The sequence below is a fragment of the Bradyrhizobium sp. NBAIM03 genome, assembly GCF_020194055.1.
Classification (GTDB): domain Bacteria; phylum Pseudomonadota; class Alphaproteobacteria; order Rhizobiales; family Xanthobacteraceae; genus Bradyrhizobium; species Bradyrhizobium yuanmingense.
Window position 1 is genome coordinate 25,345 of sequence record NZ_JADYVS010000015.1, and the last position, 23,388, is coordinate 48,732.

At 65.6% G+C, this 23,388-nt stretch carries 24 protein-coding genes and 1 other RNA gene; 9 read left to right on the forward strand and 16 right to left on the reverse strand.

Annotation, left to right across the window (positions count from 1 at the left end; translation table 11 throughout):
* Positions 1-82: 82 nt before the first annotated feature.
* From I6F21_RS22180 to I6F21_RS22190, 3 genes are read right to left on the reverse strand one after another with little or no spacing between them, the layout of a single operon-like run.
* The gene (locus tag I6F21_RS22180) at positions 83-1,000 is read right to left on the reverse strand and encodes a sugar kinase (protein WP_225183425.1); all 918 of its coding nucleotides are present in this window, start codon (positions 998-1,000) and stop codon (positions 83-85) included.
* Positions 1,001-1,011: 11 nt separating this feature from the next.
* Positions 1,012-1,953, reverse strand: coding sequence for an NAD(+) diphosphatase (gene nudC / locus I6F21_RS22185; protein ID WP_225150836.1), 942 nt, complete (start codon positions 1,951-1,953; stop codon positions 1,012-1,014).
* A gap of 10 nt (positions 1,954-1,963) precedes the next feature.
* Positions 1,964-2,383 carry an HIT family protein gene (locus I6F21_RS22190; protein ID WP_036041788.1) on the reverse strand — a complete coding sequence of 140 codons (420 nt, stop codon included), beginning with the start codon at positions 2,381-2,383 and terminating at the stop codon, positions 1,964-1,966.
* A gap of 200 nt (positions 2,384-2,583) precedes the next feature.
* Here I6F21_RS22190 and ffs point away from each other — a divergent pair.
* The 5 genes from ffs (at position 2,584) to I6F21_RS22215 (ending at position 6,085) form a co-directional block, all read left to right on the forward strand.
* Positions 2,584-2,680, forward strand: an RNA gene (gene ffs, locus I6F21_RS22195) — signal recognition particle sRNA small type.
* Positions 2,681-2,775: 95 nt separating this feature from the next.
* On the forward strand, positions 2,776-4,611 hold the full coding sequence (locus I6F21_RS22200) for a DNA polymerase III subunit gamma/tau (protein ID WP_225127007.1): 1,836 nt from the start codon (positions 2,776-2,778) through the stop codon (positions 4,609-4,611).
* A gap of 26 nt (positions 4,612-4,637) precedes the next feature.
* The gene (locus I6F21_RS22205; protein ID WP_157283374.1) at positions 4,638-4,958 is read left to right on the forward strand and encodes a YbaB/EbfC family nucleoid-associated protein; all 321 of its coding nucleotides are present in this window, start codon (positions 4,638-4,640) and stop codon (positions 4,956-4,958) included.
* A 1-nt stretch (position 4,959) separates the two neighbouring features.
* Positions 4,960-5,562: a recombination mediator RecR gene (gene recR, locus I6F21_RS22210; RefSeq protein ID WP_036026497.1), complete on the forward strand. Its 603-nt coding sequence runs from the start codon at positions 4,960-4,962 to the stop codon at positions 5,560-5,562.
* An 88-nt stretch (positions 5,563-5,650) separates the two neighbouring features.
* The gene (locus I6F21_RS22215) at positions 5,651-6,085 is read left to right on the forward strand and encodes a hypothetical protein (RefSeq protein ID WP_036041781.1); all 435 of its coding nucleotides are present in this window, start codon (positions 5,651-5,653) and stop codon (positions 6,083-6,085) included.
* Positions 6,086-6,218: 133 nt separating this feature from the next.
* Here the strand turns inward: I6F21_RS22215 and I6F21_RS22220 are convergent, their stop codons facing one another.
* Both I6F21_RS22220 and rmuC read right to left on the reverse strand, forming a co-directional pair.
* Entirely contained in the window at positions 6,219-7,580 is a 1,362-nt protein-coding gene (locus I6F21_RS22220; RefSeq protein WP_225183426.1) for an MFS transporter, read from the reverse strand.
* A gap of 193 nt (positions 7,581-7,773) precedes the next feature.
* The gene (gene rmuC / locus I6F21_RS22225; RefSeq protein WP_225183427.1) at positions 7,774-8,973 is read right to left on the reverse strand and encodes a DNA recombination protein RmuC; all 1,200 of its coding nucleotides are present in this window, start codon (positions 8,971-8,973) and stop codon (positions 7,774-7,776) included.
* Positions 8,974-9,142: 169 nt separating this feature from the next.
* Here rmuC and def point away from each other — a divergent pair, with 169 nt between their 5' ends.
* The 3 genes from def to truA all read left to right on the forward strand — a co-directional run bounded on the left by def (position 9,143) and on the right by truA (position 11,606).
* On the forward strand, positions 9,143-9,670 hold the full coding sequence (def, locus tag I6F21_RS22230; RefSeq protein ID WP_036041776.1) for a peptide deformylase: 528 nt from the start codon (positions 9,143-9,145) through the stop codon (positions 9,668-9,670).
* Positions 9,671-9,806: 136 nt separating this feature from the next.
* A complete protein-coding gene (gene fmt / locus I6F21_RS22235; protein ID WP_225183428.1) occupies positions 9,807-10,730 on the forward strand; it encodes a methionyl-tRNA formyltransferase in 924 nt (307 codons plus the stop codon).
* Between the two features lie 138 nt (positions 10,731-10,868).
* Complete coding sequence (gene truA, locus I6F21_RS22240) at positions 10,869-11,606, forward strand: tRNA pseudouridine(38-40) synthase TruA (RefSeq protein WP_225183455.1); 738 nt, start codon at positions 10,869-10,871, stop codon at positions 11,604-11,606.
* Between the two features lie 173 nt (positions 11,607-11,779).
* Here the strand turns inward: truA and dapE are convergent, their stop codons facing one another.
* The 11 genes from dapE to rpmH all read right to left on the reverse strand — a co-directional run bounded on the left by dapE (position 11,780) and on the right by rpmH (position 21,449).
* The gene (gene dapE / locus I6F21_RS22245; RefSeq protein WP_225183429.1) at positions 11,780-12,946 is read right to left on the reverse strand and encodes a succinyl-diaminopimelate desuccinylase; all 1,167 of its coding nucleotides are present in this window, start codon (positions 12,944-12,946) and stop codon (positions 11,780-11,782) included.
* Positions 12,943-13,536, reverse strand: coding sequence for a DUF805 domain-containing protein (locus I6F21_RS22250; protein WP_225114335.1), 594 nt, complete (start codon positions 13,534-13,536; stop codon positions 12,943-12,945). Before I6F21_RS22250 ends, dapE begins: the two co-directional genes overlap by 4 nt.
* 234 nt (positions 13,537-13,770) lie before the next feature.
* Complete coding sequence (gene dapD, locus I6F21_RS22255) at positions 13,771-14,616, reverse strand: 2,3,4,5-tetrahydropyridine-2,6-dicarboxylate N-succinyltransferase (protein ID WP_225150856.1); 846 nt, start codon at positions 14,614-14,616, stop codon at positions 13,771-13,773.
* Positions 14,617-14,815: 199 nt separating this feature from the next.
* A complete protein-coding gene (locus I6F21_RS22260) occupies positions 14,816-15,505 on the reverse strand; it encodes a pyrimidine 5'-nucleotidase (protein WP_225183430.1) in 690 nt (229 codons plus the stop codon).
* Positions 15,506-15,699: 194 nt separating this feature from the next.
* Positions 15,700-16,686 (reverse strand): DUF1036 domain-containing protein, encoded by a 987-nt coding sequence (locus I6F21_RS22265; protein WP_036026517.1) that lies wholly within the window; start codon positions 16,684-16,686, stop codon positions 15,700-15,702.
* Positions 16,687-16,847: 161 nt separating this feature from the next.
* Entirely contained in the window at positions 16,848-17,735 is an 888-nt protein-coding gene (gene argB, locus I6F21_RS22270; RefSeq protein ID WP_225183431.1) for an acetylglutamate kinase, read from the reverse strand.
* A 165-nt stretch (positions 17,736-17,900) separates the two neighbouring features.
* Complete coding sequence (locus I6F21_RS22275; protein WP_036014061.1) at positions 17,901-18,266, reverse strand: DUF423 domain-containing protein; 366 nt, start codon at positions 18,264-18,266, stop codon at positions 17,901-17,903.
* Entirely contained in the window at positions 18,266-18,919 is a 654-nt protein-coding gene (gene yihA / locus I6F21_RS22280) for a ribosome biogenesis GTP-binding protein YihA/YsxC (protein ID WP_225183432.1), read from the reverse strand. The genes I6F21_RS22275 and yihA overlap by 1 nt, the downstream gene beginning before the upstream one ends.
* A 114-nt stretch (positions 18,920-19,033) precedes the next feature.
* Positions 19,034-20,884 carry a membrane protein insertase YidC gene (yidC, locus tag I6F21_RS22285; protein ID WP_036014059.1) on the reverse strand — a complete coding sequence of 617 codons (1,851 nt, stop codon included), beginning with the start codon at positions 20,882-20,884 and terminating at the stop codon, positions 19,034-19,036.
* Between the two features lie 16 nt (positions 20,885-20,900).
* Complete coding sequence (gene rnpA / locus I6F21_RS22290; protein WP_225183433.1) at positions 20,901-21,287, reverse strand: ribonuclease P protein component; 387 nt, start codon at positions 21,285-21,287, stop codon at positions 20,901-20,903.
* 27 nt (positions 21,288-21,314) lie between these two features.
* Positions 21,315-21,449 (reverse strand): 50S ribosomal protein L34, encoded by a 135-nt coding sequence (gene rpmH / locus I6F21_RS22295; RefSeq protein ID WP_008542748.1) that lies wholly within the window; start codon positions 21,447-21,449, stop codon positions 21,315-21,317.
* Positions 21,450-21,799: 350 nt separating this feature from the next.
* On the opposite strand from rpmH, the gene I6F21_RS22300 reads away from it, so the two are divergent.
* Positions 21,800-23,299 carry a HAMP domain-containing sensor histidine kinase gene (locus tag I6F21_RS22300; protein WP_036014057.1) on the forward strand — a complete coding sequence of 500 codons (1,500 nt, stop codon included), beginning with the start codon at positions 21,800-21,802 and terminating at the stop codon, positions 23,297-23,299.
* Positions 23,300-23,388: the final 89 nt, after the last annotated feature.

Consider the following 23,388-nt stretch of genomic DNA (forward strand, 5'->3'; position numbering starts at 1 on the left):
TCATTTCAGGGGCAGATTTCCCTGATATAGAGAAAATCTTTCCACAGCAAGCCCATAATCTCAGCGCTTCCATGGAATCGCTCTACGGACGATCGCGCAAAAACCTTTCAACTTCAACGCGTTGTGGGGCGGCCAGGCCGCCGCCATGGCGGGTGCATTTCAACGCTGCGGCGGCCGTGGCGAATCGCATCGCTTCCCGCAACCCCTTACCCTCAGCGAGGCCGAGCGCGAACGCGCCATGGAAGACGTCGCCAGCGCCGAGCGTATCGACCGCCTGGACCGGGAAGGCTGGTGTTTCCTCCAGCGCGCCCGCCTGGTTCAGCCAGATCGTGCCGCGCGGGCCGCGGGTGGCCGCGAGGAAGGCGGGCGTCAGCTCCGCCAGGCGCTTCAAGGCCGCACCGTCGTCAGCGATGCCGGCCGTCTCCTGCAGCTGGGCGCTGGCGAACAGCAGATGCGAGGCGGCCGTGAGCAGGCCGTCCTGCAGCGCCATCGCGCGGTCGACGCCGACGATGACGGGAATGCCGCGCCGGCGTGCCTCGGCGCAAAGCGAGGTCGCGAACGCCGCGCAGCGGCTTTCGACGAGCACCGCCTGACAATCGGCCAGCAAGGCGTCGGCCTCGGGTAGCCTCACGGTCCACAGCGCGGGATCGCGATAGATGGTGAGCGTCCGCTCGCCGGAGGGCTCGATCATGATCGCCGAGACCGGCGTGCTCAGGCCCGGCATGCGCACGATGTGAGTGTTATCGACGCCCTCCTGCGCCATCTGCGCGAGGATGAAGGCGCTCGACGTCTCCTGCGCATCGCCCATGGGACCTGCGAACGCGACGCGGCCGCCGAGCCGCGCCATCGCGATGGCAGCGTTGAGCGCGTTGCCCCCGCACACTTCGGCGAGATGGCTGGCGTTCGCCTTGCCGCCGCATTCGGGCAAGGCCTCGACGCGCAGGATGAGGTCGCGCACCGGCATGCCGATGCAGAGGATGCGCGGCGCGGTCCCGGCCATCGTCGTTCGGCTCAGCTGCTCTTGTCGTGTACCCAGCGGCCGAGCAGATGATGGGCGATCGCGAACGGATGCGGGCCGGCGAGCCCGTCAGGATGCGTCCGCGTCAGCATCTTCGCCGCCTCCTCGCGCGTGAACCAGCGCGCGTCTTCCAGCTCCATCCGATCGACGACGATGTCCTCGTTCAACGCCCGCGCGCTGCAGCCGATCATCAGCGACGACGGATAGGGCCAGGGCTGGGTCATGTAATATTGCACGTCGGTGCAGCGGATCCCGGACTCCTCAAAGATCTCGCGGCGCACCGCGTCCTCGATGGTCTCGGCCGCCTCGACGAAGCCGGCGAGGCAGGAATACATCCCTGCCGGAAACTGCTTCTGGCGTCCGAGCAGGCACTTGTCGCCGGACGCCACCAGCATGATCACGACCGGATCGGTGCGCGGAAAATGCTCGGCCTTGCAACTCGGGCAGTCGCGCTTCCAGCCGCCTTCCTTCATGCTGGTGCGTACGCCGCAATTGGCGCAATAGCCGTGGCGCTGATGCCATCCCACCATCGACTTTGCCATCGCGACGGCCGAGAGCTCCTCGGGCGGGATCGCGCCCTGCATCGCCATGCCGCGCAGCTCGGTCACGGTATAATCCTCGCGGCCGACCAGCTTCTCGGCGGCGGCCTGCGACAGGCCCATGCCGAACACGGCCGCACCGTCGCGAAGCCCGAGGAACACCGTGCCGGGATTGGCGCCGCATTTCAGCGCCTCGTCGATTCCGAGCAGCGCCCGCACCTTGTCGCCCTCGCGCTTTACCAGCAGCGAGTCGCGATAGACCACGTAGGCGCGCGAGGACGGCTTCTGCTCCAGCGCGAACAGCTTTTCGTCGTCGCGGCGCAGATGCGCGGCGCGGTCGAGGACGTTGGTGACGAAGGCCGGCTGCCCGAGCGGAAACGCGTTGAATGCTGACATTATCGTTCTTTCAACCCAACCAGATCTTGCGGCGAAGCGCGCTGATGAAATTCTGAACCTCCGCGGCGTCATGCGCCAGCGGCGGCATCACGCCCCACACCGGCCGCGGCCAGGCCGCGTCACTGGTGCGGCGCGCGATGATGTGGACGTGCAGCTGCGGCACGAGGTTGCCGAGCGCGGCGATGTTGAGCTTGTCGCATTTGGTGATCTCCTTCAGCGCGCGCGAGACGCGGGAGATCTCCGTCATCAGCTGCGCCTGCTGCACCTCGTCGAGATCGATGATCTCGACCGTGTCGGCGCGCCGCGGCACCAGCAGCAGCCAGGGATAATGCGCGTCCTTGATGACCAGCACCTTCGACAGCGGCAGGTCGCCGATATCGATGGTGTCCTCTTTCAGGCGGGAGTGCAGCGACCAGGCGGGTTCGGGCATGAAGGCTTCTCTGGATTGATTCTTACCGTCGCAGAGACCACGCCCCCAGACAACATGCGTGTGCGCCGTGGTCCTTATGCGCCGGACCCGGTTGGACAGGCCGAATGAGGGCGAATTCGGCGCCGGAAGTCCTCAAGCGCTGTCGGATCAGCCCCAGACCCCGCTTGCTTTCCGCTCCCTTTGGCCCCAAATAGGGACCGGGAGATTGGCGGTGGACGAGCCACTCGCCAACCGGGTCAGGTCCGGAAGGAAGCAGCCCTAACGAGGTCCGGATCGGGTCGCTCGTCAGTCTCCTACCTGTTTTTCGAGCGAACCAGCGCCGGCGGCACCAGCCGCCAGCGCGCTCCTTTCCGCAAAAGCCGGCCAAGAGACATTTCATTGCGGATCGACCGATGACCGACGCTGGCGCCCCTCCCGATCCCGACAGCGCCGGCCAGGCCGGCAATGCGCCCTACCGGGTGCTGGCGCGCAAATACCGCCCATCCTCGTTCGACGACCTGATCGGCCAGGAGGCCGTGGTCCGTACCGTCTCCAATGCGTTCGAGACCGGCCGCATTCCGCAGGCCTGGATTCTCACCGGCGTCCGCGGGGTCGGTAAGACCACCACCGCGCGCATTCTCGCCCGCGCACTCAACTACGAGATGCCGGATGGATCGGTGAAGGGGCCGACCATCCACATGCCGACGTTGGGAGTTCATTGCCAGGCGATCATGGAAAGCCGGCACATGGACGTGCTGGAGATGGACGCGGCCTCGCATACCGGCGTCGACGACGTCCGCCAGATCAATGACAGCGTGCGCTATGCCCCGGCCAGCGCCCGCTATAAGGTCTACATCATCGACGAAGTCCACATGCTGTCGACGGCGGCGTTCAACGCCTTCCTGAAGACGCTGGAGGAACCGCCCGAGCACGCCAAGTTCGTGTTCGCGACGACGGAGATCCGCAAGGTTCCGGTCACTGTGCTGTCGCGTTGCCAGCGCTTCGACCTGCGCCGCGTCGAGGCCGACGTGCTGATGAAGCACCTCGCCAGCATTGCGGCGAAGGAAAACGTCGAGATCGAGCCGGAAGCGCTCGGCATCATTGCGCGCGCCGCGGAGGGCTCGGTGCGCGATTCGCTGTCGCTGCTCGACCAGGCGATCGCGCATGCGGCGGGGCAGGTGAAGGCCGATGCCGTCAGGCAGATGCTGGGCCTTGCCGACCGCACCCGGGTCATCGACCTGTTCGAGTCGCTGGCGCGCGGCGACATCGCGTCCGCCTTCAAGGAGTTCCGCGACCAATACGATGTCGGCGCCGATCCCATCGTCGTGCTCTCGGACCTCGCCGAGTTCGTCAATTTCGTCACCCGTGTGAAGGTCATCCCGGCGACCGCCGACAACGTCGCCTATGGCGAGACCGAGCGGGTGCGCGCCAAGGAGTTCGCCTCCAAGATCTCGATGCGCGTGCTGTCGCGGATGTGGCAGATGCTGCTTAAGGGCATCGCCGAGGTGCAGGCCGCAACGCGTCCCGCAGCCGCGGCCGAAATGGTTCTGGTGCGCATCGCCTATGTCGCCGACCTGCCGACACCCGACGAAGCGATCAGAATGCTCGAGCAGAACGGCGGCGGCTCGCCGGTCGTGAACGGCGGAAGTAGCGCGCGCAACGGCGCGCCGGCCGCGCCGGTTGCCTCCGCAGCGCCGATGTCAGCTGCGCCCGTGCGCATGCCGACAGCCTCGGCTCCAGCGTTTGGCGGTGGCGCCCGGCCGCAGATGGCGGCCCCCGCGCCGGATACGCAAGGGGCGGCGCCCCAGCTGCGCATCGCGAGCTTCACCCAGCTGGTTGCGCTCGCAGGGCAGAAGCGCGACATCATGACCAAGAGCGCGCTCGAAGGCGACATGCGCCTCGTCCGTTTCGAGGAGGGGCGGCTGGAAGTCGCGCTCGAGCCCAACGCTTCCAAGACCATGATCTCGGAACTTGCGAAGAAGTTCGAGCTGTGGACCGGCCGCCGCTGGACCGTGATCGTCTCCAACGAGCAGGGCCAGCCGACTTTGCGCTCGGTGAACCAGGCGGCCAAGCAGGAGCATGCCCGTACCGCGGAAGCCGATCCGCGCGTGCAGGAGGTGCTGTCGCGTTTCCCCGGCGCCAAGGTCGTCGAGGTCCGCAGGCTTGCTCCCGAGACGCCGGAAACCGATATTAACGCCGACTATGGCAGCGACGATCCGCCCGACGGTTCCGACGGCGACGATCTCTGAACCATTCTTTCCAAGGACACGCACCCATGGCTGATTTTCTCGGCATGATGAAACAGGCGGCGCAGCTGCAATCCAAGATGCAGGAGATGCAGGACCAGCTCGCCAACGTCGAGGTCGAAGGCATTTCCGGCGGCGGTCTCGTCGCCGTGCGCATGACCGCGAAGATGGACGTCAAGGGCATCAAGATCGATCCTTCGCTGATGAAGGCCGAGGAGCGCGAGGTGCTGGAAGACCTGCTCGTCACCGCCCTCGCTGATGCGCGCCGCAAGGCCGAGACCGCCATGCAGGAGAAGATGCAGGCCCTCACCGGCGGGCTCGGCCTGCCGCCGGGGCTGTTCGGCCAATAAGATGGGCGCTGTTGCAGGTCCCGAGATCGAGCGGCTGGTCCAGCTGCTCGCGCGGCTGCCGGGCCTCGGTCCGCGCTCGGCGCGGCGCGCGGCGCTGCATCTGATCAAGAAGCGCGAAGCGCTGATGATGCCGTTGTCGAGCGCCTTGCAGGTGGCGCTGGACAAGGTCCAGGTCTGCAAGACCTGCGGCAACATCGACACGCAAAACCCCTGCACCGTCTGCACCGATCCGAAGCGCGATCCTGCCATCATCGTCGTCGTCGCCGATGTCGCCGACCTCTGGGCGCTGGAGCGGGCCAATGCGACCCAGGGTCGCTATCATGTACTCGGCGCGACATTGTCGCCGCTCGACGGCGTCGGCCCGCAGGACCTCACCATCGACGCGCTGGTGGCGCGCGCGCATGATTCGCAAGTGCATGAAATCATCCTAGCGCTGAATGCGACGGTGGACGGCCAGACCACGGCGCATTACATCACCGACCTGCTTCAGGACGCCAATGTGAAGGTGACGCGGCTCGCCCACGGGGTTCCCGTCGGCGGCGAGCTTGATTATCTCGATGAAGGTACGCTATCGGCTGCGATGCGGCAGCGCACCCTGTTCTAGAGCGTTTTCGAGCGAAGTGGATACCGGTTCGCGTGAAGAAAACGCGTCAAAACAGGAATCTCCATCCAGACTTTACGGAACGGACGACATGACGAAACTTTTCGCCACGCGATGGGCTTTGGTCGCGACGATGCTGATGCTGGTGACCCCGGCCATCTCCGCGCAGCAGGGCGACGCGGCGCTGCCGCCGTCCAAGCCCGGGAAGCCGATCAACACTGGCGATGTGCTCTCCGGCGAGCTCAACGCGATGAAGGTGCGCGACGTCAAGAACGGCAAGCGCGTCGCGACCTACCAGATCACGTCGGAACCGCGCCGCCTGCCGCCGCCGAACGGGCTGTGCAATCTCGAAACCGGCCCTGAGACGTTCCAGCTCGTCACCTCCAGCGAGGCGCAGGCCGCCCAGCTGAAATCCTTCGTCGGCAAGGAGATCTCCGTGAAGGTGGACGAGGTCGCCTGCGCCAGCGATCCCGGCCAGATGAGCGAGGCCGTGATCACGAAGTGGAGCCTGATCAAGAAGCAGTAGGGGTGGAGTCGTCTCCCCGATTCCGGTGTCATCGCCCGCGAAGGCGGCGATCCAGTACGCCGCAGCTTCTCGGTCGATCACGACTGTCTCGGAGTACTGGATGCCCCGCCTTCGCGGGGCATGACAGGGGTGCCTACACCCGCACCGGCCCCAGCGCCTCGAAATGCCCGCGCTTCTGCAAGTACGCAAGCAGCATCAGGCTCGGGATGGCGACGAGGACGGAGATCGCGAAGAACATCGGCCAGCCCGTCGCTTTCGCCAGATAGCCTGCGCCCGACGACAAATAGGTCCGTCCCACCGCGGCGAGCGCCGTCAGCAGTGCATATTGGGTCGCCGTGTGCAGCGGGTTCTGGCACAGCGCCGAGAGATAGGCGACGAAGATCACGGTGCCGATGGCGTTGCAGAAATTGTCGGAGGTGATCGCGAGGGTCAGCGCCCATTCGTTGACGCCGACCAGCGCTAGCCACGAGAACGACAAATTGGACATCGCCTGCACGATGCCGCCGATCCACAGGCTGGTCGCGAGCGAATAGCGCCGGGCCACGAAGCCGCCGGCAAAGCCGCCGGCGAGGGTCGCGACGATGCCGACGCCCTTGACGATCACGGCATAATCGTTCCGCGTGAAGCCGATGTCGATGACGAACGGCACGGTCATGTTGCCGGAGAACGCGTCGGTGAACTTGAACAGCACGACGAAGGCGAGCACGACCCATGCTTCCTTGCGTCGCAGGAATTCCGAGAACGCGCCCAGCGCCGCATGGAACACCCGCGTGAGCGCGCCCTCGTCCTGCGTGGCGGCCTCGGCGCGCGCGGATTGTGCGGGCTCGGTGGCGGCGAGCGCAGTCGCCGTGCCGATCAGCACCAGAGCCGCCATCACCACATAGCCCCACATCCAGGCGGCGCCACGCGGGACGATCGCCTCGAAGCCGGTGACGATGAACAGGGCGCCTGCAGTCGAGACCAACATGCCGATGCGATAGGCCGCGACATAGGCGGCCATGCCGGCGGCCTGCTCGCTTTCGGGCAGGCTCTCGACGCGGAACGCGTCGACCACGATGTCCTGCGTCGAGGACATCGTCGCGACCAGCAGCGCGCCGAGCGCGACAAGCAGTGGCGAACGTGCCGGATCGGTCAGCGCCAACAGCAGGATCGCGCCGATCAGCAGCAGCTGCGCAAACACCAGCCACCCACGGCGACGTCCGAAGGCATGCGTGAAGAACGGCACATGCAGCGCATCGACCAGCGGCGCCCACAGGAATTTGAGCGTGTATGGCGTTCCAACCAGCGCAAACAGCCCGATCGTTCCAAGATCAACCCCGGCCTCGGCCATCCACACCAGCAGCGTCGATCCCGACAGCGCCAGCGGCAGCCCCGAGGAGAAGCCGAGAAACAGCACGATCAGCACGCGCGGCTGCAGGTAAACAGCAAGGCTGTCGCGCCAGGAGGACGAGGCGGCAGAAGCCGCGGCAGGGGAGGTCGCGTCGGGTGCGGTCATGGGGGGCGTGTTAGCAGATTCTGGGGGAAAAGACTCTCGCGGTAGCTGGTGAGACGGGAGAGCTTCCAACACGCTCGGTGTCATCGTCCGCGAAGGCGGACGATCCAGTACTCCGCGGCGTCTCGGTTCAACCACTCGGGCTGCGGAATACTGGATGCCCCGCCTTCGCGGGGCACGACAGTGTGCCCTAGTCTCACTCCCCCGCCTGGAGCTTGCGCGGAAACAGCTCTGCCGCTCCCGTCGCCATCAGGCGCGGCGCCTCCGGCGCATCGCTCTTGCTGAAATCGAGCTCCTCGATTCGCCCTGCGCGCTTTTCGATCTTGTCGGCGGAGATCAGCACCTGGCGGACGTCCTCGTTCACGTCGGCAAAATGCTTTTGCAGCTTGAGCACGCGGTCGCGCAGGCGCCCCAAATCGTCGCCGAGCTTGATCACCTCGGTGCGGATCTGGTCTGCGGCGTCGCGCATGCGCGCGTCTTTCATGATCTGCTGCATCACCTGGATCGCGAGCATCAGCAGCGACGGCGACACCAGCACGACGCGGGCGCGATAGGCCTTCTGGATCACGTCGTCGAAGCCGTCATGGATCTCGGCATAGACCGATTCCGACGGCACGAACATCAGCGCCATCTCCTGGGTCTCGCCGGTGACGAGGTATTTTTCCGCGATGTCGCTGACATGCTTCATCACGTCGCCGCGCAGCCGCTGCGTAGCAACGCGCCGCTCCTCGTCGGTGCGGGCGTCGTGCAGCGCCGTCATCGCCTCCAGCGGAAACTTCGCGTCGATGCAGAGCGGGCGCTGGTCGGGCAGGAACACGACGCAGTCCGGCCGCTTGCCGGTCGAGAGCGTGAACTGGAACTCGTAGGAGCCCTTGGGCAGACCGTCCTGGACGATCGCCTCCATCCGCGCCTGGCCGAACGCGCCGCGCGACTGCTTGTTGGCGAGCACGTCGCGCAGAGTGGTCACCTGCGTGGTGAGGTCGGTGAGGTTCTTGTGCGCGTTGTCGATGATGCCGAGCCGTTCATGCAGCGCGCGCAGGCTCTCCATGGTGTTGCGGGTCGAATGTTCCATGGACTGGCCGACCCGATGCGTCACCGAATCAAGCCGCTCGTTGACCGCGCGCGCCATCTCGGCCTGGCGTCCCGCCAGCGCCTGGGTCATGGCGTCGACCCGCCCCGAGGCCTCGCTCTGGGCGTGCAGCACCTGGGCGAGCCGCTCCTCGAGCTCGTCGGCCCGGATCGCGTTCGCCATGGCGAGTTCCGCGCCACGCCGCCCCGAGCGCGCGATCACGACCGCAATCACAACCAGCAGGATGAGGACGAGCGCACCGAAGCCGATCAGCGCATCGACGATGCGCACCGGCCAGTCGCCCAGCATGACAATGATCTCGTTCATGCCGCCTTGTAGCCGATTCGCTGCGCTCTCGCGAACGAAGAGGGAACATTCTGGGTTAACCGGCCCCTAATTTTCATGGTTAATGAAAGGTGAAGTTTTATGGTTAGCGAGGGGTTAACGGGTTCCGGGCCGCATTGACCGCATCCGGCGCGCGGCTTAAATCGCGGCCATGGCCCTCAGAGAAATCATCATCCTGCCCGACAAGCAGCTGCGCCTGGTCTCCAAGCCGATCGAGAAGGTCACGGCGGAGATCCGCAAGCTTGCCGACGACATGTTCGAGACCATGTACGACGCGCCCGGCATCGGGCTGGCGGCAATCCAGGTCGCGCAGCCGCTGCGCCTGATCACCATGGACCTCGCCAAGCGCGACGAGAACGGCGAGACTAAGCCGCTGCCGCGCGTCTTCATCAATCCAGAGATCATCGCCTCGTCCGAGGAACTGTCGGTCTACGAGGAGGGCTGCCTCTCGATCCCCGAATATTACGAGGAGGTCGAGCGTCCCGCGAAAGTGCGCGTGCGCTTCACCGATCTCGACGGTAAGGTGCACGAGGAGGATGCCGAAGGCCTCTACGCCACCTGCATCCAGCACGAGATCGACCATCTCAACGGCGTGCTGTTCGTCGACTATCTGTCGAAGCTCAAGCGCGACCGCGTCATGAAGAAGTTCGAGAAAGCCGCCAAGCGCGCGGCGGAGTGATAATTCCTCCGCCGTCATGCCCGGGCTTGTCCCGGGCATCCACGTTCTTTGCCGCCGCGAGCAGGACGAACGTGGATGGCCGGGACAAGCCCGGCCATGACGAGTACCTTGCTCGTTTCAAGGATTGTCTCGTCACATGCCCCTCCGCCTCATCTTCATGGGCACGCCCGATTTCTCCGTGCCGACGCTGCTCGAGCTGGTCGCGCATGGCCACGAGATCGCGGCCGCCTACACCCGCGCGCCGAAGCCGGGCGGCCGGCGCGGCCTGCAATTGCAGCCGACGCCGGTCGAGGAGGCCGCGCGAAAGCTGGGCATTCCCGTGCTGACGCCGAAGACGCTGAAGACCGAGCAGGCGCTGGCGGAGTTCCGCGCCTTCGATGCGGACGCGGCCGTCGTCGTCGCCTATGGCATGATCCTGCCGCAGGCGATCCTCGATGCGCCAAAACTCGGCTGCTACAATCTGCATGCCTCGCTGTTGCCGCGCTGGCGCGGCGCTGCGCCGATCAACCGCGCCATCATGGCAGGTGACGCCGAGAGCGGCGTGATGGTGATGAAGATGGATGTCGGCCTCGATACCGGCGACGTCGCCATGGCCGAGCGCATCACGATCACCGACAACATGACCGCGCTCGACCTGCACGATCGTCTGTCCCGCCTTGGCGCCGACCTGATGGTGCGCGCGATGGCCGCGCTCGAACGCGGCGGGCTCCAGCTCAAGGCGCAGAGCGAGGACGGCGCCACCTATGCCGCCAAGATCGAGAAGGCGGAGGCGCGGATCGACTGGACAAAGCCGGCGCGCGCAGTGCTGCGCCACGTCCATGGCCTCTCGCCGTTCCCCGGCGCCTGGAGCGAGCTTGACGATGCCCGCGTCAAAATCCTGCGCTGCGAATTGGCGCAAGGCGCCGGCGCGCCTGGCGACGTGCTCGACGATCAGCTTACCGTCGCCTGCGGCGACGGTGCCATCCGCATCATCGAGCTGCAGCGCGAGGGCAAGGCCCGCATGCAGGCCGCGGACTTCCTGCGCGGCGTGCCGTTAAAGGCGGGATCCAAATTCACCTGACACTGTCATACCCCGCGAAGGCGGGGTATCCAGTACGCCGAGGCTTCTCGGTCAATCGGATAAGCTGCGGAGTACTGGGTTGCCCGCCCCAGTGCGCAACAGCGCACAAGGCGGGCAATGACGACGAAACTGGACACGATGCCCCGCTACAAGCTCACCATCGAATATGACGGCGCGCCGTTCTTCGGCTGGCAGGTGCAGGACACGCTGCCGTCGGTGCAGGGCGCGCTCGAGGCGGCCGTGAAGGCGATGACCGGGGCGGATCTGCGCGTGCACGGTGCCGGCCGCACCGACGCCGGCGTGCATGCACGCGGCCAAGTCGCCCATGTCGACGTCGACAAGCAGTTTCCGCCGGGCCGTTTTCGCGACGGGCTCAACGCGCATCTGCGCCCGCATCCGATCGCGGTGCTCGAGGCCGAGATCGTGCCCGACGATTTCGAGGCGCGCTTCTCGGCGGTCAAGCGCCACTACCGCTATCGCATCGTCAACACTCGCGCCAATCTCGCGCTCGATGTCGGCCACGCCTGGCGCGTGCCGCGCAAGCTCGATGCCGACGCAATGCACGCGGCGGCGCAGCGCCTGCTCGGCAAGCACGATTTCACCACCTTTCGCGACACCGAGTGCCAGGCCAAATCGCCGGAGAAGACGCTCGACCAGCTGGACGTGATCCGCGATGGCCGCGAGATCAACGTCATCACCTCGGCGCGCTCGTTCCTGCACAGCCAGGTGCGCTCGATGGTGGGATCCCTGGTCTGGGTCGGCGAGGGCCGCTGGACCGCCGACGATCTCTCCGCCGCACTCAAAGCCCGCAACCGCGCCGCCTGCGGCATCGTCGCCCCGCCCGAGGGGCTGTATTTGATGAAGGTGGATTATTAGGCGAGCGGCGCAGAGAGCGGGCACGCTCTCGCCAAACCTCGGTGTCATGCCCCGGCTTGACCGGGGCATCCAGTACGCCGCGGCCTCTCGGCTCAATCACTGCCGTCTCTGGAATACTGGATCGCCCGGTCAAGCCGGGCGATGACGGTCGTGTTTGTGGAGGCAACACTGCCTCAAGCAAAATACCGCGCCAAAATCCCGCGATACACCTTCGTCAGCCTCTCCAGATCCGCCACCGGCACGCGCTCGTCGACCTGGTGCATGGTCTGCCCGACCAGGCCGAACTCGATCACGGGGCAATAGCTTGAAATAAACCGCGCATCCGACGTGCCGCCTGACGTCGACAGCTCGGGCTTGCGTCCCGTCACCTCCTCGATCGCGGAGACCGCGAGATCGGTGAACGGACCCGGCTTGGTCACGAACACGTTCGAGTTGGAGGGCTCCCACACGATGCGGGCCTTGATGCGGTTGCCGCAGGCTTTGGCGAGACGCGTCTCCACCAATTCACGCAAGCTCGCCTGGGTGTGGTTGTCGTTGTAGCGGATGTTGAATCTTGCGCGGGCCTCGCCGGGGATGACGTTGAAGGCCTTGTTGCCGACGTCGACCGAGACGAATTCGAGATTGGACGCCTGGAATTGCGCGCTGCCATGGTCGAGCGGCTCGTCGGAGATCGCGACGATCAGCCGCGAGATATCAGGCACCGGATTGGAGGCGCGGTGCGGATAGGCGACGTGGCCCTGCACGCCGTCGACGACGAGCGTGCCGGATTGCGAGCCGCGCCGGCCGATCTTGATGGTGTCGCCGAGCGCCTCGACGTTGGAGGGCTCGCCGAGCACGCAATGGTCGAATTTCTCGCCGCGCTCGGCGACCCATTTCAGCAGCTTGATGGTGCCGTTGATCGAGACGTCTTCCTCGTCGCCGGTGATCAGGAACGAGATCGAGCCCTTTCCGTCGCTGCGCGGCTTGCCGCCGTTGGCGGCGAGATGCTCCAGCACCGCGGCGACCGAGCAGGCGATGCCGCCTTTCATGTCGACCGCGCCGCGGCCATGCAGCACGCCGTCCTTCACCTCTCCGGAGAACGCGCCGACGCTCCAGGCGCTCTCGTCGCCGGGCGGCACCACATCGGTGTGGCCTGCGAAGGTGATGTGCGGACCGTCGGTGCCGATCCGAGCGTAGAGATTGTCGACGTCGGCGGTGCCTTCCTCGCTGAAGGTCACGCGGTGACAGGTGAAACCGGCAGCGCCCAGGATTTTTTCGAGCACCCCGAGCGCGCCGGCATCGGCCGGAGTGACTGAAGGGCAACGGATCAGGTCGCGGGCAATGGAGAGAGCATCGGTCATGCGCCCCGCTTAACATGCCATTGCGGCGGTGGGCCAGCCTTCTGCGCCGGCATTTCGAGCTCACGCTGCTGATCCCAACCCGGCCTTCCCGTGGGCGGGACGTGGAGCGGATCGGCGCCGAAACGATTGGTCCTCTTCGCGCCGCGGAAGAACAGCAGCTCGATGCCGCCCCAGGTCGCGAGGATGAACGAGATCAGCCCGAGCGTGAAGCCGATATAATCGTTGCTGATCCGGTCCAGGAACTGGTTGATGAGGCCGGGCAGGACAAAGAAGGGCAACCCCCACCAGGCGCTCTTGTCGCGGTCATGGAGCCGTTTGACGGAGGTCGCGGCGAACACCCATGTGAACAGCGGCGTGCCGATCAGCTTGACCAGGATCAGCGGGAGGTCGGCGCGCGATACATCTCGATAGGTTTCGGGATCGACGACCTTGAAGATGTCGTCGACCGAAAAGCGGAAGGGGCGGGGGTCGAACGCCGCCACGATCGCGGCCATCAAGATCATCCAGCAGAGGATGATCAGCCCGGCCAGCCAATATTTGGCGCGGTTGATACGGCCGTCGAAGCGGAAGAGAAACCGGGTCCAGTCCATGCGAGCGGCTCCGGGCGGAACGGGCCGCCCGGACATTGGTCGCGATGGAGGGAAGTTGGGTTCGACGGGTGCTGCGAGGGGCTCTTTCACCTCTCCCCGCCTGCGGGGAGAGGTCGGATCGCTCTTGCGATCCGGGTGAGGGGGTACAGGTCTCGCGGCTATCTCATCCGCGGAGAGAGGCCCCTCAGCCCAACCCTCTCCCCGTAAGAACGGGGAGAGGGGGAGGAGATAGCATCAATCCCGCAGCAGCTCGTTGATGCTGGTCTTCGACCGCGTGCGCTCGTCGACGCGCTTGACGATCACGGCGCAAGCGGTGCTCGGGCCGATCTGGCCGTTCTTCATCGGCTTGCCGGGCAGCGCGCCGGGCACCACGACGGAATATTCGGGCACTTCGCCCATGAAGACCTCGCCGGTCTCACGGTCGACAATTTTGGTCGAGGCTCCCAGGAACACGCCCATCGCCAGCACCGCGCCCTTGCGCACGATCACGCCTTCGGCGACTTCCGAGCGCGCGCCGATGAAGCAATCGTCCTCGATGATGACAGGCTCGGCCTGCAGCGGCTCGAGCACGCCGCCGATGCCGGCGCCGCCGGAAATGTGCACGCGCTTGCCGATCTGCGCGCAGGAGCCGACGGTGGCCCAGGTGTCGACCATCGTGCTCTCATCGACATAGGCGCCGAGATTGACGAAGGACGGCATCAAGACGACGTTCTTGGCGATGAAGGCCGAGCGGCGCACCACCGCACCCGGCACCGCGCGAAAACCGGCATCGCGAAAGCGGTTTGGGCCCCAGCCTTCGAACTTCGAGGGCACCTTGTCCCACCAGCTTGCCTTGCCGGGGCCGCCGCCAATGACGTCCATGTCGTTGAGGCGGAACGACAGCAGCACGGCCTTCTTCAGCCATTGATTGACCTTCCACTTGCCGTCGCTGCCGCGCTCGGCAACGCGCGCCTCGCCCTTGTCAAGGATCTCCAGCGACTGGTCGACGGCCTCGCGCACCTCGCCCTTGGTCGTGGTCGAGATGCCTTCACGCGCCTCGAAGGCGCTGTTGATGGTGGATTCGAGGGCTGCAAGGGACATCGTGATTTCCTCTGGGAAGCGCGTGGTTTCGCGAGAATTGGAGCGCTTTTTCGGGATTTGGCGGAGCGGAGTCAAGGCTGCGTTCTGGATCACCACCCGGGAAGACCCGTAGCCCGGATGGAGCGAAGCGCAATCCGGGACAGTCTCTCCGCAGCTACGCCAGCCCCGGATTACGCTGCGCTCCATCCAGGCTACGAAATCACCCCGACAACTTTGCCAAAAACCCCGCCAGATCATCCGTGACGTGGTCGACATGGGCGGCGCCGCGGCCTTCCAGCTCCCAGTCCTCGCGCACCACCTCCTTGGTGCCGTCGGGCACCACCAGCACGGTGGTCATGCCGAGCCGGTAGGGGACGGTGAGGTTGCGGGCGAGGTCCTCGAACATGGCGGCGCGGGTCGGATCGACCGCATGCTGGCCGAGGAACTTGCGGTAGGTCTGCTCCGCCGGCTTCGGTTCGAACTCGGCGGCGATGATGTCGAACACGCCGTCGAAATGGCCGGCGAAGCCGAGCCGCGCCAGCACGGCATCGACATGGTCGACCGAGCCGTTGGTGAGGATCAGCTTGCGGCCCGGCAGCTTTGCGATGGCCGCGCCAAGCGCCGGATTCGGCTCCAGCGGAGAGTGGTCGATCTTGTGGACATAGGCGAGGTAGTCGTCGGCGGAGACGCCGTGCAGGGTCATCATGCCGCGCATCGTGGTGCCGAAGCGGCGATAATAGTCTTTCTGGATCGCCCGCGCTTCCTCCGGGCCGACATTCAGCCAGTTGCAGACGAACTCCCCGATCCGCGCATCGACCTGCTGCCACAGATTGACGTGATGCGGATAGAGCGTGTTGTCGAGGTCGAACACCCAGGTGTCGACATGGTTGAAGCTGCGGGGGAAGGTCATATCGGCATTCTCAACTTGTCGTCCCGGGGCGCGCGAAGCGCGAGCCCGGGACCCATAACCCCAGGGAGGAGTTTTGCGAAGACTCGGGGTGACCAGCTTCCCTCCGCAACCACTCCCTGGGGTTATGGGTCCCCGCTTTCGCGGGGACGACGGCGGAGCTTGTGGATGCTTGCGTGCTGATCATTGCGCCAATCTCACGGCACGGCAAAGCGCAGCGTCTTGCCGCCGCTCGACATGTCTACCGCGCCGAAGCCCGTTGGCGCAAAGCCGCGCGCGCCGCAATCGGTCTGCTCGCTGGTCTCGAACTTGGTCTCGCGTGTGCAGAGCTGCCGGTCGCCGCCCCAGTTCAGCGGCTTGTCCTTCAGCTTGACGATTCGGTTGTCGGCGTCGACCGCTTCCGCGAAGCTGAAGATCTGCTTCGGCTGGCCTGATACATCGGGGTGCAGGCAGGTCTTGGGATCGATGCGATACCAGCCGCGGCTGGTCACCGCCTTGCCGTCGTCGGTCGCGATCGCCGCCATCACCTTGTGCGGCGTGTCGTTGCACCAGGTGAGGCCGGTCGCGGACGGCGTCTGCACGGCATCGACCATGGTCTTGAAGAAGTTCTGCGAGCCCACGATGTCGGACGACAAGCCCCGGCTCTTCAGGAATGCGGCCAGCGCGCTCTGCGTCTTTGGCCCGTCGACGCCATCGATCGGCGCGGCGTCGTAGCCTGCGATCACGAGGAGCCGCTGGATGCCGGCGAGGCGCGCCTGCTCGTCGTCATATTCGGAATCCTCGGCGAGATAAGCGACGAGGTTGCCGTCCGGGCTTTGCGTCGGCGTCACCTGTGTGAAGGGAACCTGCGTCTGGCCGCTGCGGCACTGCCTGGCCGCCGCGATGACGAAATTGTCCTGCGCGACGCACAGCATGTCGTTGCCGCTTTGCGGGATCGGGGACGCGCCGTAGACGCCGAGCGCGCGCGCGTTGAGCAGGATGCGGTCGGCGGTCAGCGTGCCCTGCACCACCACGCGGCAGGCGGCGGGATCGATCCTGAACCAGCCGCGCGTCGCGGTGGCTGCCTTGTCGTCGATGCCGATCGCGGCCTCGACCACATAGGACATGCGGTTGCAGATCTTGAGGTCGGCGATCGCCGGCGCCGAGGAGAAGAAGAAGGAGACAGTTGCGGCAGGCAGCGTCATCAGGAAGCGGGTGAGGGGGGAGCGGCGTGGATGACGCTCTCTCAAATCGTCATGGCCGGGCTTGACCCGGCCATCCACGTCTTTGCCGCGAGAAGAAAGGTCGTGGATGCCCGGGACAAGCCCGGGCATGACGACCTTCTTCCGCTGCTCGCGTTCCCGCATCACTTGTGGATCAGCGTGCCCGTGCCCTGGTTGGTGAAGAGCTCGAGCAGCACCGCGTGCTGCATCTTGCCGTCGATGATGACGACGCCCTCGACGCCCTGCTCCAGCGCGTAGATGCAGGTCTCGACCTTCGGGATCATGCCGCCGGAGATGGTTCCGTCGGCGATCAGTTTTCGCGCGTCCTTCACCGACAATTGCGGGATCAGCTTCTTCGACTTGTCGAGCACGCCGGGCACGTCGGTGAGCAGCAGCAGGCGCTTGGCTCTCAGCGCGCCGGCGACGGCCCCTGCAAAGGTGTCGGCGTTGATGTTCAGCGTCTGGCCCTCTTTCGAGGTTGCGAGCGGCGCCAGCACCGGGATCAGCTCGTAGCCGATCAGCTGGTTGAGCAAAGTGAGGTCGACCTTCTCGGGGTCGCCGACGAAGCCGAGATCGATCGCCTTCTCGATGTTCGAGTCGGGATCGACGATGGTGCGCGTCGTCTTGGTCGCCTTCACCATGTTGCCGTCCTTGCCCGACAGGCCCACCGCCTTGCCGCCGGCCTCGTTGATGTAGCCGACGATCTGCTTGTTGACGGAGCCGGCGAGCACCATCTCGACGATCTCGATGGTCGCGGCATCGGTGATGCGCAGGCCCGCGGCGAATTCCGAGACGATCCCAAGACGCTTGAGCATGGTCGCGATCTGCGGCCCGCCGCCATGCACCACCACCGGATTGATCGCGGTCTGCTCCAAGAGCACGATGTCGCGGGCAAAGTTCTTCGCGGTCTCCTCGTCGCCCATGGCATGGCCGCCATATTTGATGACGATGGTTTCCTCGTCATATTGCTGCATGTGCGGCAGCGCTTCGGACAGGATGCGGGCCTGGTCGAGCGGAGAGATGTCGGTCATGTCGCGGTCTCGCTGGCGGGTCGAATGGTGCGCGTTCTATCCGATTGGCGGGGACAGCGCAAAGGTGTGGCAGCTATGTAGCCCGGATGGAGCGCAGCGTAATCCGGGATTCGTCGCCGCAGACACCGGCCCCGGATTGCGCTTCGCTCCATCCGGGCTACGGATTCAGCGCTTCGCCGCCACCGCCGCCACGCTTACCGCCAGCCAGCTCGCAATCATCACCATCCCGCCCGTCGGCGCCGCCATCGGAAACAGAGCGTGCCCGGCATACTGCCGCAAGGTGAGGTCGCCTGCGAACAGCGCGGCACCGATCGCGAAGCCGAACGTCGCCACGATTCCAATTCCGCCGTGCAGAAGGCCGCGCGTGAGCAAGGCGATGGTCGCAAGTATGGCACTTGCATGAAACAGCAGCATGGCGCTGGCGGAGGCAAGACGGCTCGCGTCGGCACCATGGGCGGACGCGGCGGCCAGCGCGACGCCGGCCGCGCCCATAACGCCCGCAAGCCCGATCAGCAGACGGTGCGCTGGCATCACGAGGCCCGCTCTTCCAACAGCTTCGCCATCGCGGCGCGTAGGCCCTCCATGCCGGTCGCGCTGCGCGACGAGGTCGCGAGCACGGTCGGGAACGCGGCCGGATGCTTGGCGAGCACGGCCTCGGTCTCGGCGATGCGTGCTTGCAGCTCGGCGACTTTCACCTGGTCGGCCTTGGTCAGCACGATCTGGTAGCTGACGGCGGAGCGGTCGAGCGTCTTCAGCACCTCGAGATCGACATCCTTGATCCCGTGCCGCGCATCGATCAGCACGTAGACGCGCGCGAGACTGGCGCGTCCCAGCAGGAATTTGTGGATCAGCTCGGTCCAGGACGCGACCTGGCTCTTCGGCGCCTTGGCATAGCCGTAGCCGGGCATGTCGACGAGGCGCAGGTCGTTCTTGCCGGGGACCTCGAAGAAGATCAGCTCCTGGGTGCGGCCCGGCGTATGCGAGGTGCGCGCCAGCGCGTTGCGCCCCGTGAGCGCGTTGATCAGGCTCGACTTGCCGACATTGGAGCGCCCGGCAAAGGCGATCTCCAGCCCCGCCATCGGCGGCAGCGTTTCGATCGAAGGCGAGGCCCAGATGAACTGCCAGTCACGAGCGAACAGTTTTCGCCCGGCCTCGATCAGCTTCGCATCTTTGTCGTCGGTCATGCGAAGCCTCGCTGTTTCCTTGCGTCATTGCGAGCGAAGCGAAGCAATCCAGAAATGTATCCGCCGAGGGACTCTGGATCGCTTCGTCGCAAGGGCTCCTCGCAATGACGACGCTTACGTCGCCTTCCTCGCGAACGTTGCCTTGAGATTGTCGAGTAATTCCACCTTCACGCCGTTGCGGCGCATGATGTAGCCCTGCTGGACCACCGAGAGCAGGTTGTTCCAGGCCCAGTAGATCACGAGGCCCGCCGGGAATCCCGCCAGCATGAAGGTGAAGATCAGCGGCATCCAATTGAAGATGATCTGCTGGGTCGGATCCGGCGGCGTCGGATTCAGCTTCATCTGGATCCACATCGTGATGCCCATGATGATCGGCCAGATGCCGAGCGCGAGGTAATAGCCGAACACCGGAATCGTGGTCGGATCGAACGGGAGCAGCCCGAACAGGTTGAAGAGGTTGGTCGGGTCAGGCGCGGAGAGGTCCTTGATCCAGCCGAAGAACGGCGCGTGCCGCATCTCGATGGTGACGAACAGCACCTTGTAGAGCGCGAAGAACACCGGAATCTGGATCAGCACGGGCAGACAGCCGGCGACCGGATTGATCTTCTCCTTGCGGTAGATCTCCATCATCTCCTGCTGCTGCTTCACCTTGTCGTCGGGATAGCGCTCCTTCAGTGCCAGCAGCTGCGGCTGGATCGACTTCATCTTCGCCATCGAGGCGTAGGACTTGTTCGCCAGCGGGAAGAACAACAGCTTCACGATCACCGTGACGAGCAAGATCGAGACGCCGAAATTGCCGAAGAAGCGGAAGAAGAAGTCGAGGCCGAGGAACATCGGCTTGGTGAGGAAATAGAACCAGCCCCAGTCGATCAGCAGGTCGAACTGGTTGAGGCCGAGCGCCTTGTTGTAGCCGCCGAGGCCCGCGAGCGGGAAGTTGATGCCGACCACGCCGGCTTCCTTGGCGCCTGCGAACAGCCGCGCGTTGGCCGTCGCGGTGCCGCCGATCGCGACGGTGACGGGGTCGAGCAGATAGTCGGTCTGGTAGGTATGGACCTTGCCGACCGGGTTGGACGAGAAGCGCGCCTGGAGCTGGGCGTTGGTATCCGGCAGCAGCGCGGAGGCCCAGTATTTGTCGGTGATGCCGAGCCAGCCATTGGTGGCCTTGAAGTTCACCTGCTTGGCTTCGTCGATCTTGCTGTAGGCATATTCCTGCAGCCTGTGTTCGCCGAGATAGCCGATCAGGCCCTCATGCAGGATATAGTAGCCGGAGACATGCGGCGCGCCGTGGCGCGAGATCAGCGCGAACGGATAGAGCGTGACGGGCGCGTTGCCGACATTGCTCACCTCGTCCTTGATGGTGAAGAGATAATGGTCGTCGACGGCGATGGTGCGGCGGAAAGTCAGGCCGTCGCCATTGTCCCATTTCAGCACCACGGGCGTCGACGGCGTCAGGCTGCCGCTGCCCTCCTGCTGCCAGACGGTCTGGGCATCCGGCATCTTTGCCGTCACGCCCGTCGCTGCAACCCAGCCGAACTCGGCGTAATAGGGCTCCGCCGTGCCCGACGGCGAATAGAGGACGATCGGCGGCGATTTCGGATCGACCGTCTCGCGATATTGCACCAGCGCGATGTCGTCGATGCGGCCGCCCTTCAGCGAGATGCTGCCGGCGATCCGCGGCGTCTCGATCTTGACGCGCGGGCTCGCTGCAATGGCAGTCTCGCGCGAAACGACCGCTTGGGGCGGGCTCGCGGCCGGCGTCGACGGCTGGGCCGCGCCGGGCTGCGGCGCGCTGCCCGGCGTCGGGGACGCGCCCGGCTGCGGCGTGCTGCCCTTCTGGAGCTCGGACTGCGCCTGCTGCTGGGCGCGCTGCTTCTCCATCTGCGGCACATTGTAGAAGTACTGCCAGGCGATCAGCACCAGGCCGGACAGAATGACGGCGAGGATGGTATTGCGATTGTCGGTCATCTCGATTGTCTCGTCATCATTCCGGTTTGCGGCTGGTCGCTGCGGCGTGACCCGGCCTGTGGCCGCGCGCTTTGGCCGTATGCCCCGCGGGCTTCGTGAACGCTATGCGCAGATCGTCGAGCATGGTGGCGAAGTCGCGCGAGAGCGCGTCCTTTCGTCCGACCAGGACATAATCATAGTGGGGCTGCATCGATGTCGGATCGAGCCGCTTCACCAGTTCGCGCAACCGGCGCCGGATGCGATTGCGCTCGGGGGCGTTGCCGTTCTTCTTGGTGACGGTGAAGCCGATCCTGACAGGGCCGGAATCATCGCGGCGGCGGCTTTGCAGGACGAACGCGGGACTATTCACCCGCGCGCCATTGGCAACGGCGAGGAAATCCGCCCGCTGCCTCAGCCGATCCATGATGAAATCCCAAAAAGGGGGTCCGGCTCAGGCGCTCAGACGCTTGCGGCCGCGGGCGCGGCGGGCGGCGAGAACCTTGCGGCCGCCGGCAGTGGCGAGACGGGCGCGGAAGCCGTGACGGCGCTTGCGCACCAGTTTGCTGGGTTGATAAGTCCGCTTCACGGGTTTTTCTCCGCTGACCGGGCAATTTGCCTGTAGAATTGATGGTAAAGTCCGGAAGATACGGCCCAAAACGGGCCCTTTTTCGGCCCCAAGAGAGCCGCTCCCGGTGTCGCACCGGGTCATCGCGGACAATTCGCGCGGCTTATAAGGGAGCGCCTTGTCTTCGTCAACGCCGCACAAGCGCGCGATTGTGGTGAATATCGCTGTTTGCGCGGCGTTTTTAACCCTTGAGGTGGCGACTCGCGCTATCAGCGCTTACATCACACCTCGGCAGATTAGCGATCCGTAATTTGACCGGACATCGGTCGGGTCGCATCCTCCATCAGCCAAGGCCAACAGGGGCGAGTTTCGTGCCAGCCACAGATCGCCAGCCGATCCAGGATCTGGATCAGCCAGACCAGCCGGCGACGCGGCCCCGCGGCTCCCGCGGGCTCGGGTTGTCCGGCAAGCTGCTGCTGCTCACCATTCCCTTGGTGATGATCGCCGCGGTGCTGCTCTACGTGCCAGCCATCGCGAATTTCTGGGTCAACCGGCTGAATGATCGCGTCGCGGCGGCCAACACCGCGGCGCTGGTGCTGGATGCGGCGCCGCTCGGCATGGTCCCCGATTCGCTGTCGCGGCAGATCCTGAAGAGCATCAATGCCCGCGCCGTCGCAATCAAGATGGGCCAGCAGCGCCGGCTGCTCGCCAGCGACAACATTCCCGCCGCCATCGAGCACGACATCGACCTGCGCGACATGACGGCTTGGGAGGCGATCACCGGCTCGTTCCGGATGATGCTGGAGACCGGCAACCAGGCCATCCGCATCGTCGGCCCCGGGGTCGGCAATGCCCAGTTCATCGAGATCGTCACCGACGAGCTGCCGCTGCGGAAGCAGATGTACCGCTTCTCCCGCAACCTCGTCGTGGTCGCGCTGATCATCGCGGTACTGACCGCGGGCCTCGTCTATCTCGCGCTCCATTATCTGTTCGTGCGGCCGATGCGGCGGCTGACCGCGAGCCTGGTCGGCTTCCACGAGAATCCCGAGAGCTCGGCCGGCATCATCGTGCCGAGCCAGCGCAGCGACGAGATCGGGGTCGCCGAGCGCGAATTGTCCGACATGCAGCGCGACCTGATGTCGATGCTGAATCAGAAGAGCCGGCTCGCTGCCCTCGGCCTCGCCGTCTCCAAGATCAACCACGATCTGCGCAATCTGCTCGCCTCGGCCCAGCTGCTGTCGGATCAGCTCGCCAGCGTGCCGGATCCGCGCGTGCAGCGCTTTGCGCCCAAGCTCGTGCGCTCGCTCGAGCGCGCCATCGCCTTCTGCCAGTCGACATTGTCCTACGGCCGCGCCCAGGAGGCCGCACCCGACCGCCGCATGATCCTGATCGAGCCTGTTGTGATGGAGGTGCGGGAGACCGCGGGGCTCGCCAACGACGCCTCGATCGCCTGGGTCGCCGCGATCGAGCGCGGGCTCGCGGTCGACGCCGATCCCGACCAGCTGTTCCGGGTCTTGCTCAACCTCGTCCGCAACGCCGCCCAGGCGCTCGAAAGCCATGCGGCCGGTGAGGGGCGCGTGCAGCAGATCCGGATCACCGGAAAGCGCGAAGGCGCCGTCGCCATTCTCGAGGTCTCCGACACCGGCCCCGGCGTTCCCCCGAAGACCCGGGAGCGCCTGTTCGAGGCCTTCCAGACCTCGGGCCGCCCCGGCGGCAGCGGCCTTGGCCTCGCCATCGCCGCCGAGCTGGTCCGCGCCCATGGCGGCGAGATCCACCTGGTCGAGGGCACCATCGGCGCCACGTTCCGCATCGTCATCCCCGACCGTCCCGTGGAACTGCTCTCCATCCGCAACGAGCGCCAGAGGGCTTAAGGCTAGGCCAGCGGCCGACTGAAACGAGCTGGGCCATCGCCATTCCTTCCGTCATTCCGGGACGACCCGAAGGGTCGGGCCCGGAATCC

What these genes read in the sequence shown, in the direction of transcription:
- I6F21_RS22190 (WP_036041788.1), bottom strand. Translation starts at nt 2,383, where the DNA reads ATGCCCGAACCCGCCTGGTCGCTGCACTCCCGCCTGAAAGAGGACACC.
- recR (WP_036026497.1), top strand. Translation starts at nt 4,960, where the DNA reads ATGGGCGCTGTTGCAGGTCCCGAGATCGAGCGGCTGGTCCAGCTGCTC.
- I6F21_RS22200 (WP_225127007.1), top strand. Translation starts at nt 2,776, where the DNA reads ATGACCGACGCTGGCGCCCCTCCCGATCCCGACAGCGCCGGCCAGGCC.
- yihA (WP_225183432.1), bottom strand. Translation starts at nt 18,919, where the DNA reads ATGACCGACGACAAAGATGCGAAGCTGATCGAGGCCGGGCGAAAACTG.
- dapE (WP_225183429.1), bottom strand. Translation starts at nt 12,946, where the DNA reads ATGACCGATGCTCTCTCCATTGCCCGCGACCTGATCCGTTGCCCTTCA.
- argB (WP_225183431.1), bottom strand. Translation starts at nt 17,735, where the DNA reads ATGACCGACATCTCTCCGCTCGACCAGGCCCGCATCCTGTCCGAAGCG.
- I6F21_RS22215 (WP_036041781.1), top strand. Translation starts at nt 5,651, where the DNA reads ATGACGAAACTTTTCGCCACGCGATGGGCTTTGGTCGCGACGATGCTG.
- fmt (WP_225183428.1), top strand. Translation starts at nt 9,807, where the DNA reads ATGCCCCTCCGCCTCATCTTCATGGGCACGCCCGATTTCTCCGTGCCG.
- nudC (WP_225150836.1), bottom strand. Translation starts at nt 1,953, where the DNA reads ATGTCAGCATTCAACGCGTTTCCGCTCGGGCAGCCGGCCTTCGTCACC.
- I6F21_RS22220 (WP_225183426.1), bottom strand. Translation starts at nt 7,580, where the DNA reads ATGACCGCACCCGACGCGACCTCCCCTGCCGCGGCTTCTGCCGCCTCG.
- yidC (WP_036014059.1), bottom strand. Translation starts at nt 20,884, where the DNA reads ATGACCGACAATCGCAATACCATCCTCGCCGTCATTCTGTCCGGCCTG.
- I6F21_RS22265 (WP_036026517.1), bottom strand. Translation starts at nt 16,686, where the DNA reads ATGACGCTGCCTGCCGCAACTGTCTCCTTCTTCTTCTCCTCGGCGCCG.
- I6F21_RS22205 (WP_157283374.1), top strand. Translation starts at nt 4,638, where the DNA reads ATGGCTGATTTTCTCGGCATGATGAAACAGGCGGCGCAGCTGCAATCC.
- I6F21_RS22260 (WP_225183430.1), bottom strand. Translation starts at nt 15,505, where the DNA reads ATGACCTTCCCCCGCAGCTTCAACCATGTCGACACCTGGGTGTTCGAC.
- truA (WP_225183455.1), top strand. Translation starts at nt 10,869, where the DNA reads ATGCCCCGCTACAAGCTCACCATCGAATATGACGGCGCGCCGTTCTTC.
- I6F21_RS22180 (WP_225183425.1), bottom strand. Translation starts at nt 1,000, where the DNA reads ATGGCCGGGACCGCGCCGCGCATCCTCTGCATCGGCATGCCGGTGCGC.
- rnpA (WP_225183433.1), bottom strand. Translation starts at nt 21,287, where the DNA reads ATGGATCGGCTGAGGCAGCGGGCGGATTTCCTCGCCGTTGCCAATGGC.
- I6F21_RS22250 (WP_225114335.1), bottom strand. Translation starts at nt 13,536, where the DNA reads ATGGACTGGACCCGGTTTCTCTTCCGCTTCGACGGCCGTATCAACCGC.
- I6F21_RS22275 (WP_036014061.1), bottom strand. Translation starts at nt 18,266, where the DNA reads ATGCCAGCGCACCGTCTGCTGATCGGGCTTGCGGGCGTTATGGGCGCG.
- rmuC (WP_225183427.1), bottom strand. Translation starts at nt 8,973, where the DNA reads ATGAACGAGATCATTGTCATGCTGGGCGACTGGCCGGTGCGCATCGTC.
- dapD (WP_225150856.1), bottom strand. Translation starts at nt 14,616, where the DNA reads ATGTCCCTTGCAGCCCTCGAATCCACCATCAACAGCGCCTTCGAGGCG.
- def (WP_036041776.1), top strand. Translation starts at nt 9,143, where the DNA reads ATGGCCCTCAGAGAAATCATCATCCTGCCCGACAAGCAGCTGCGCCTG.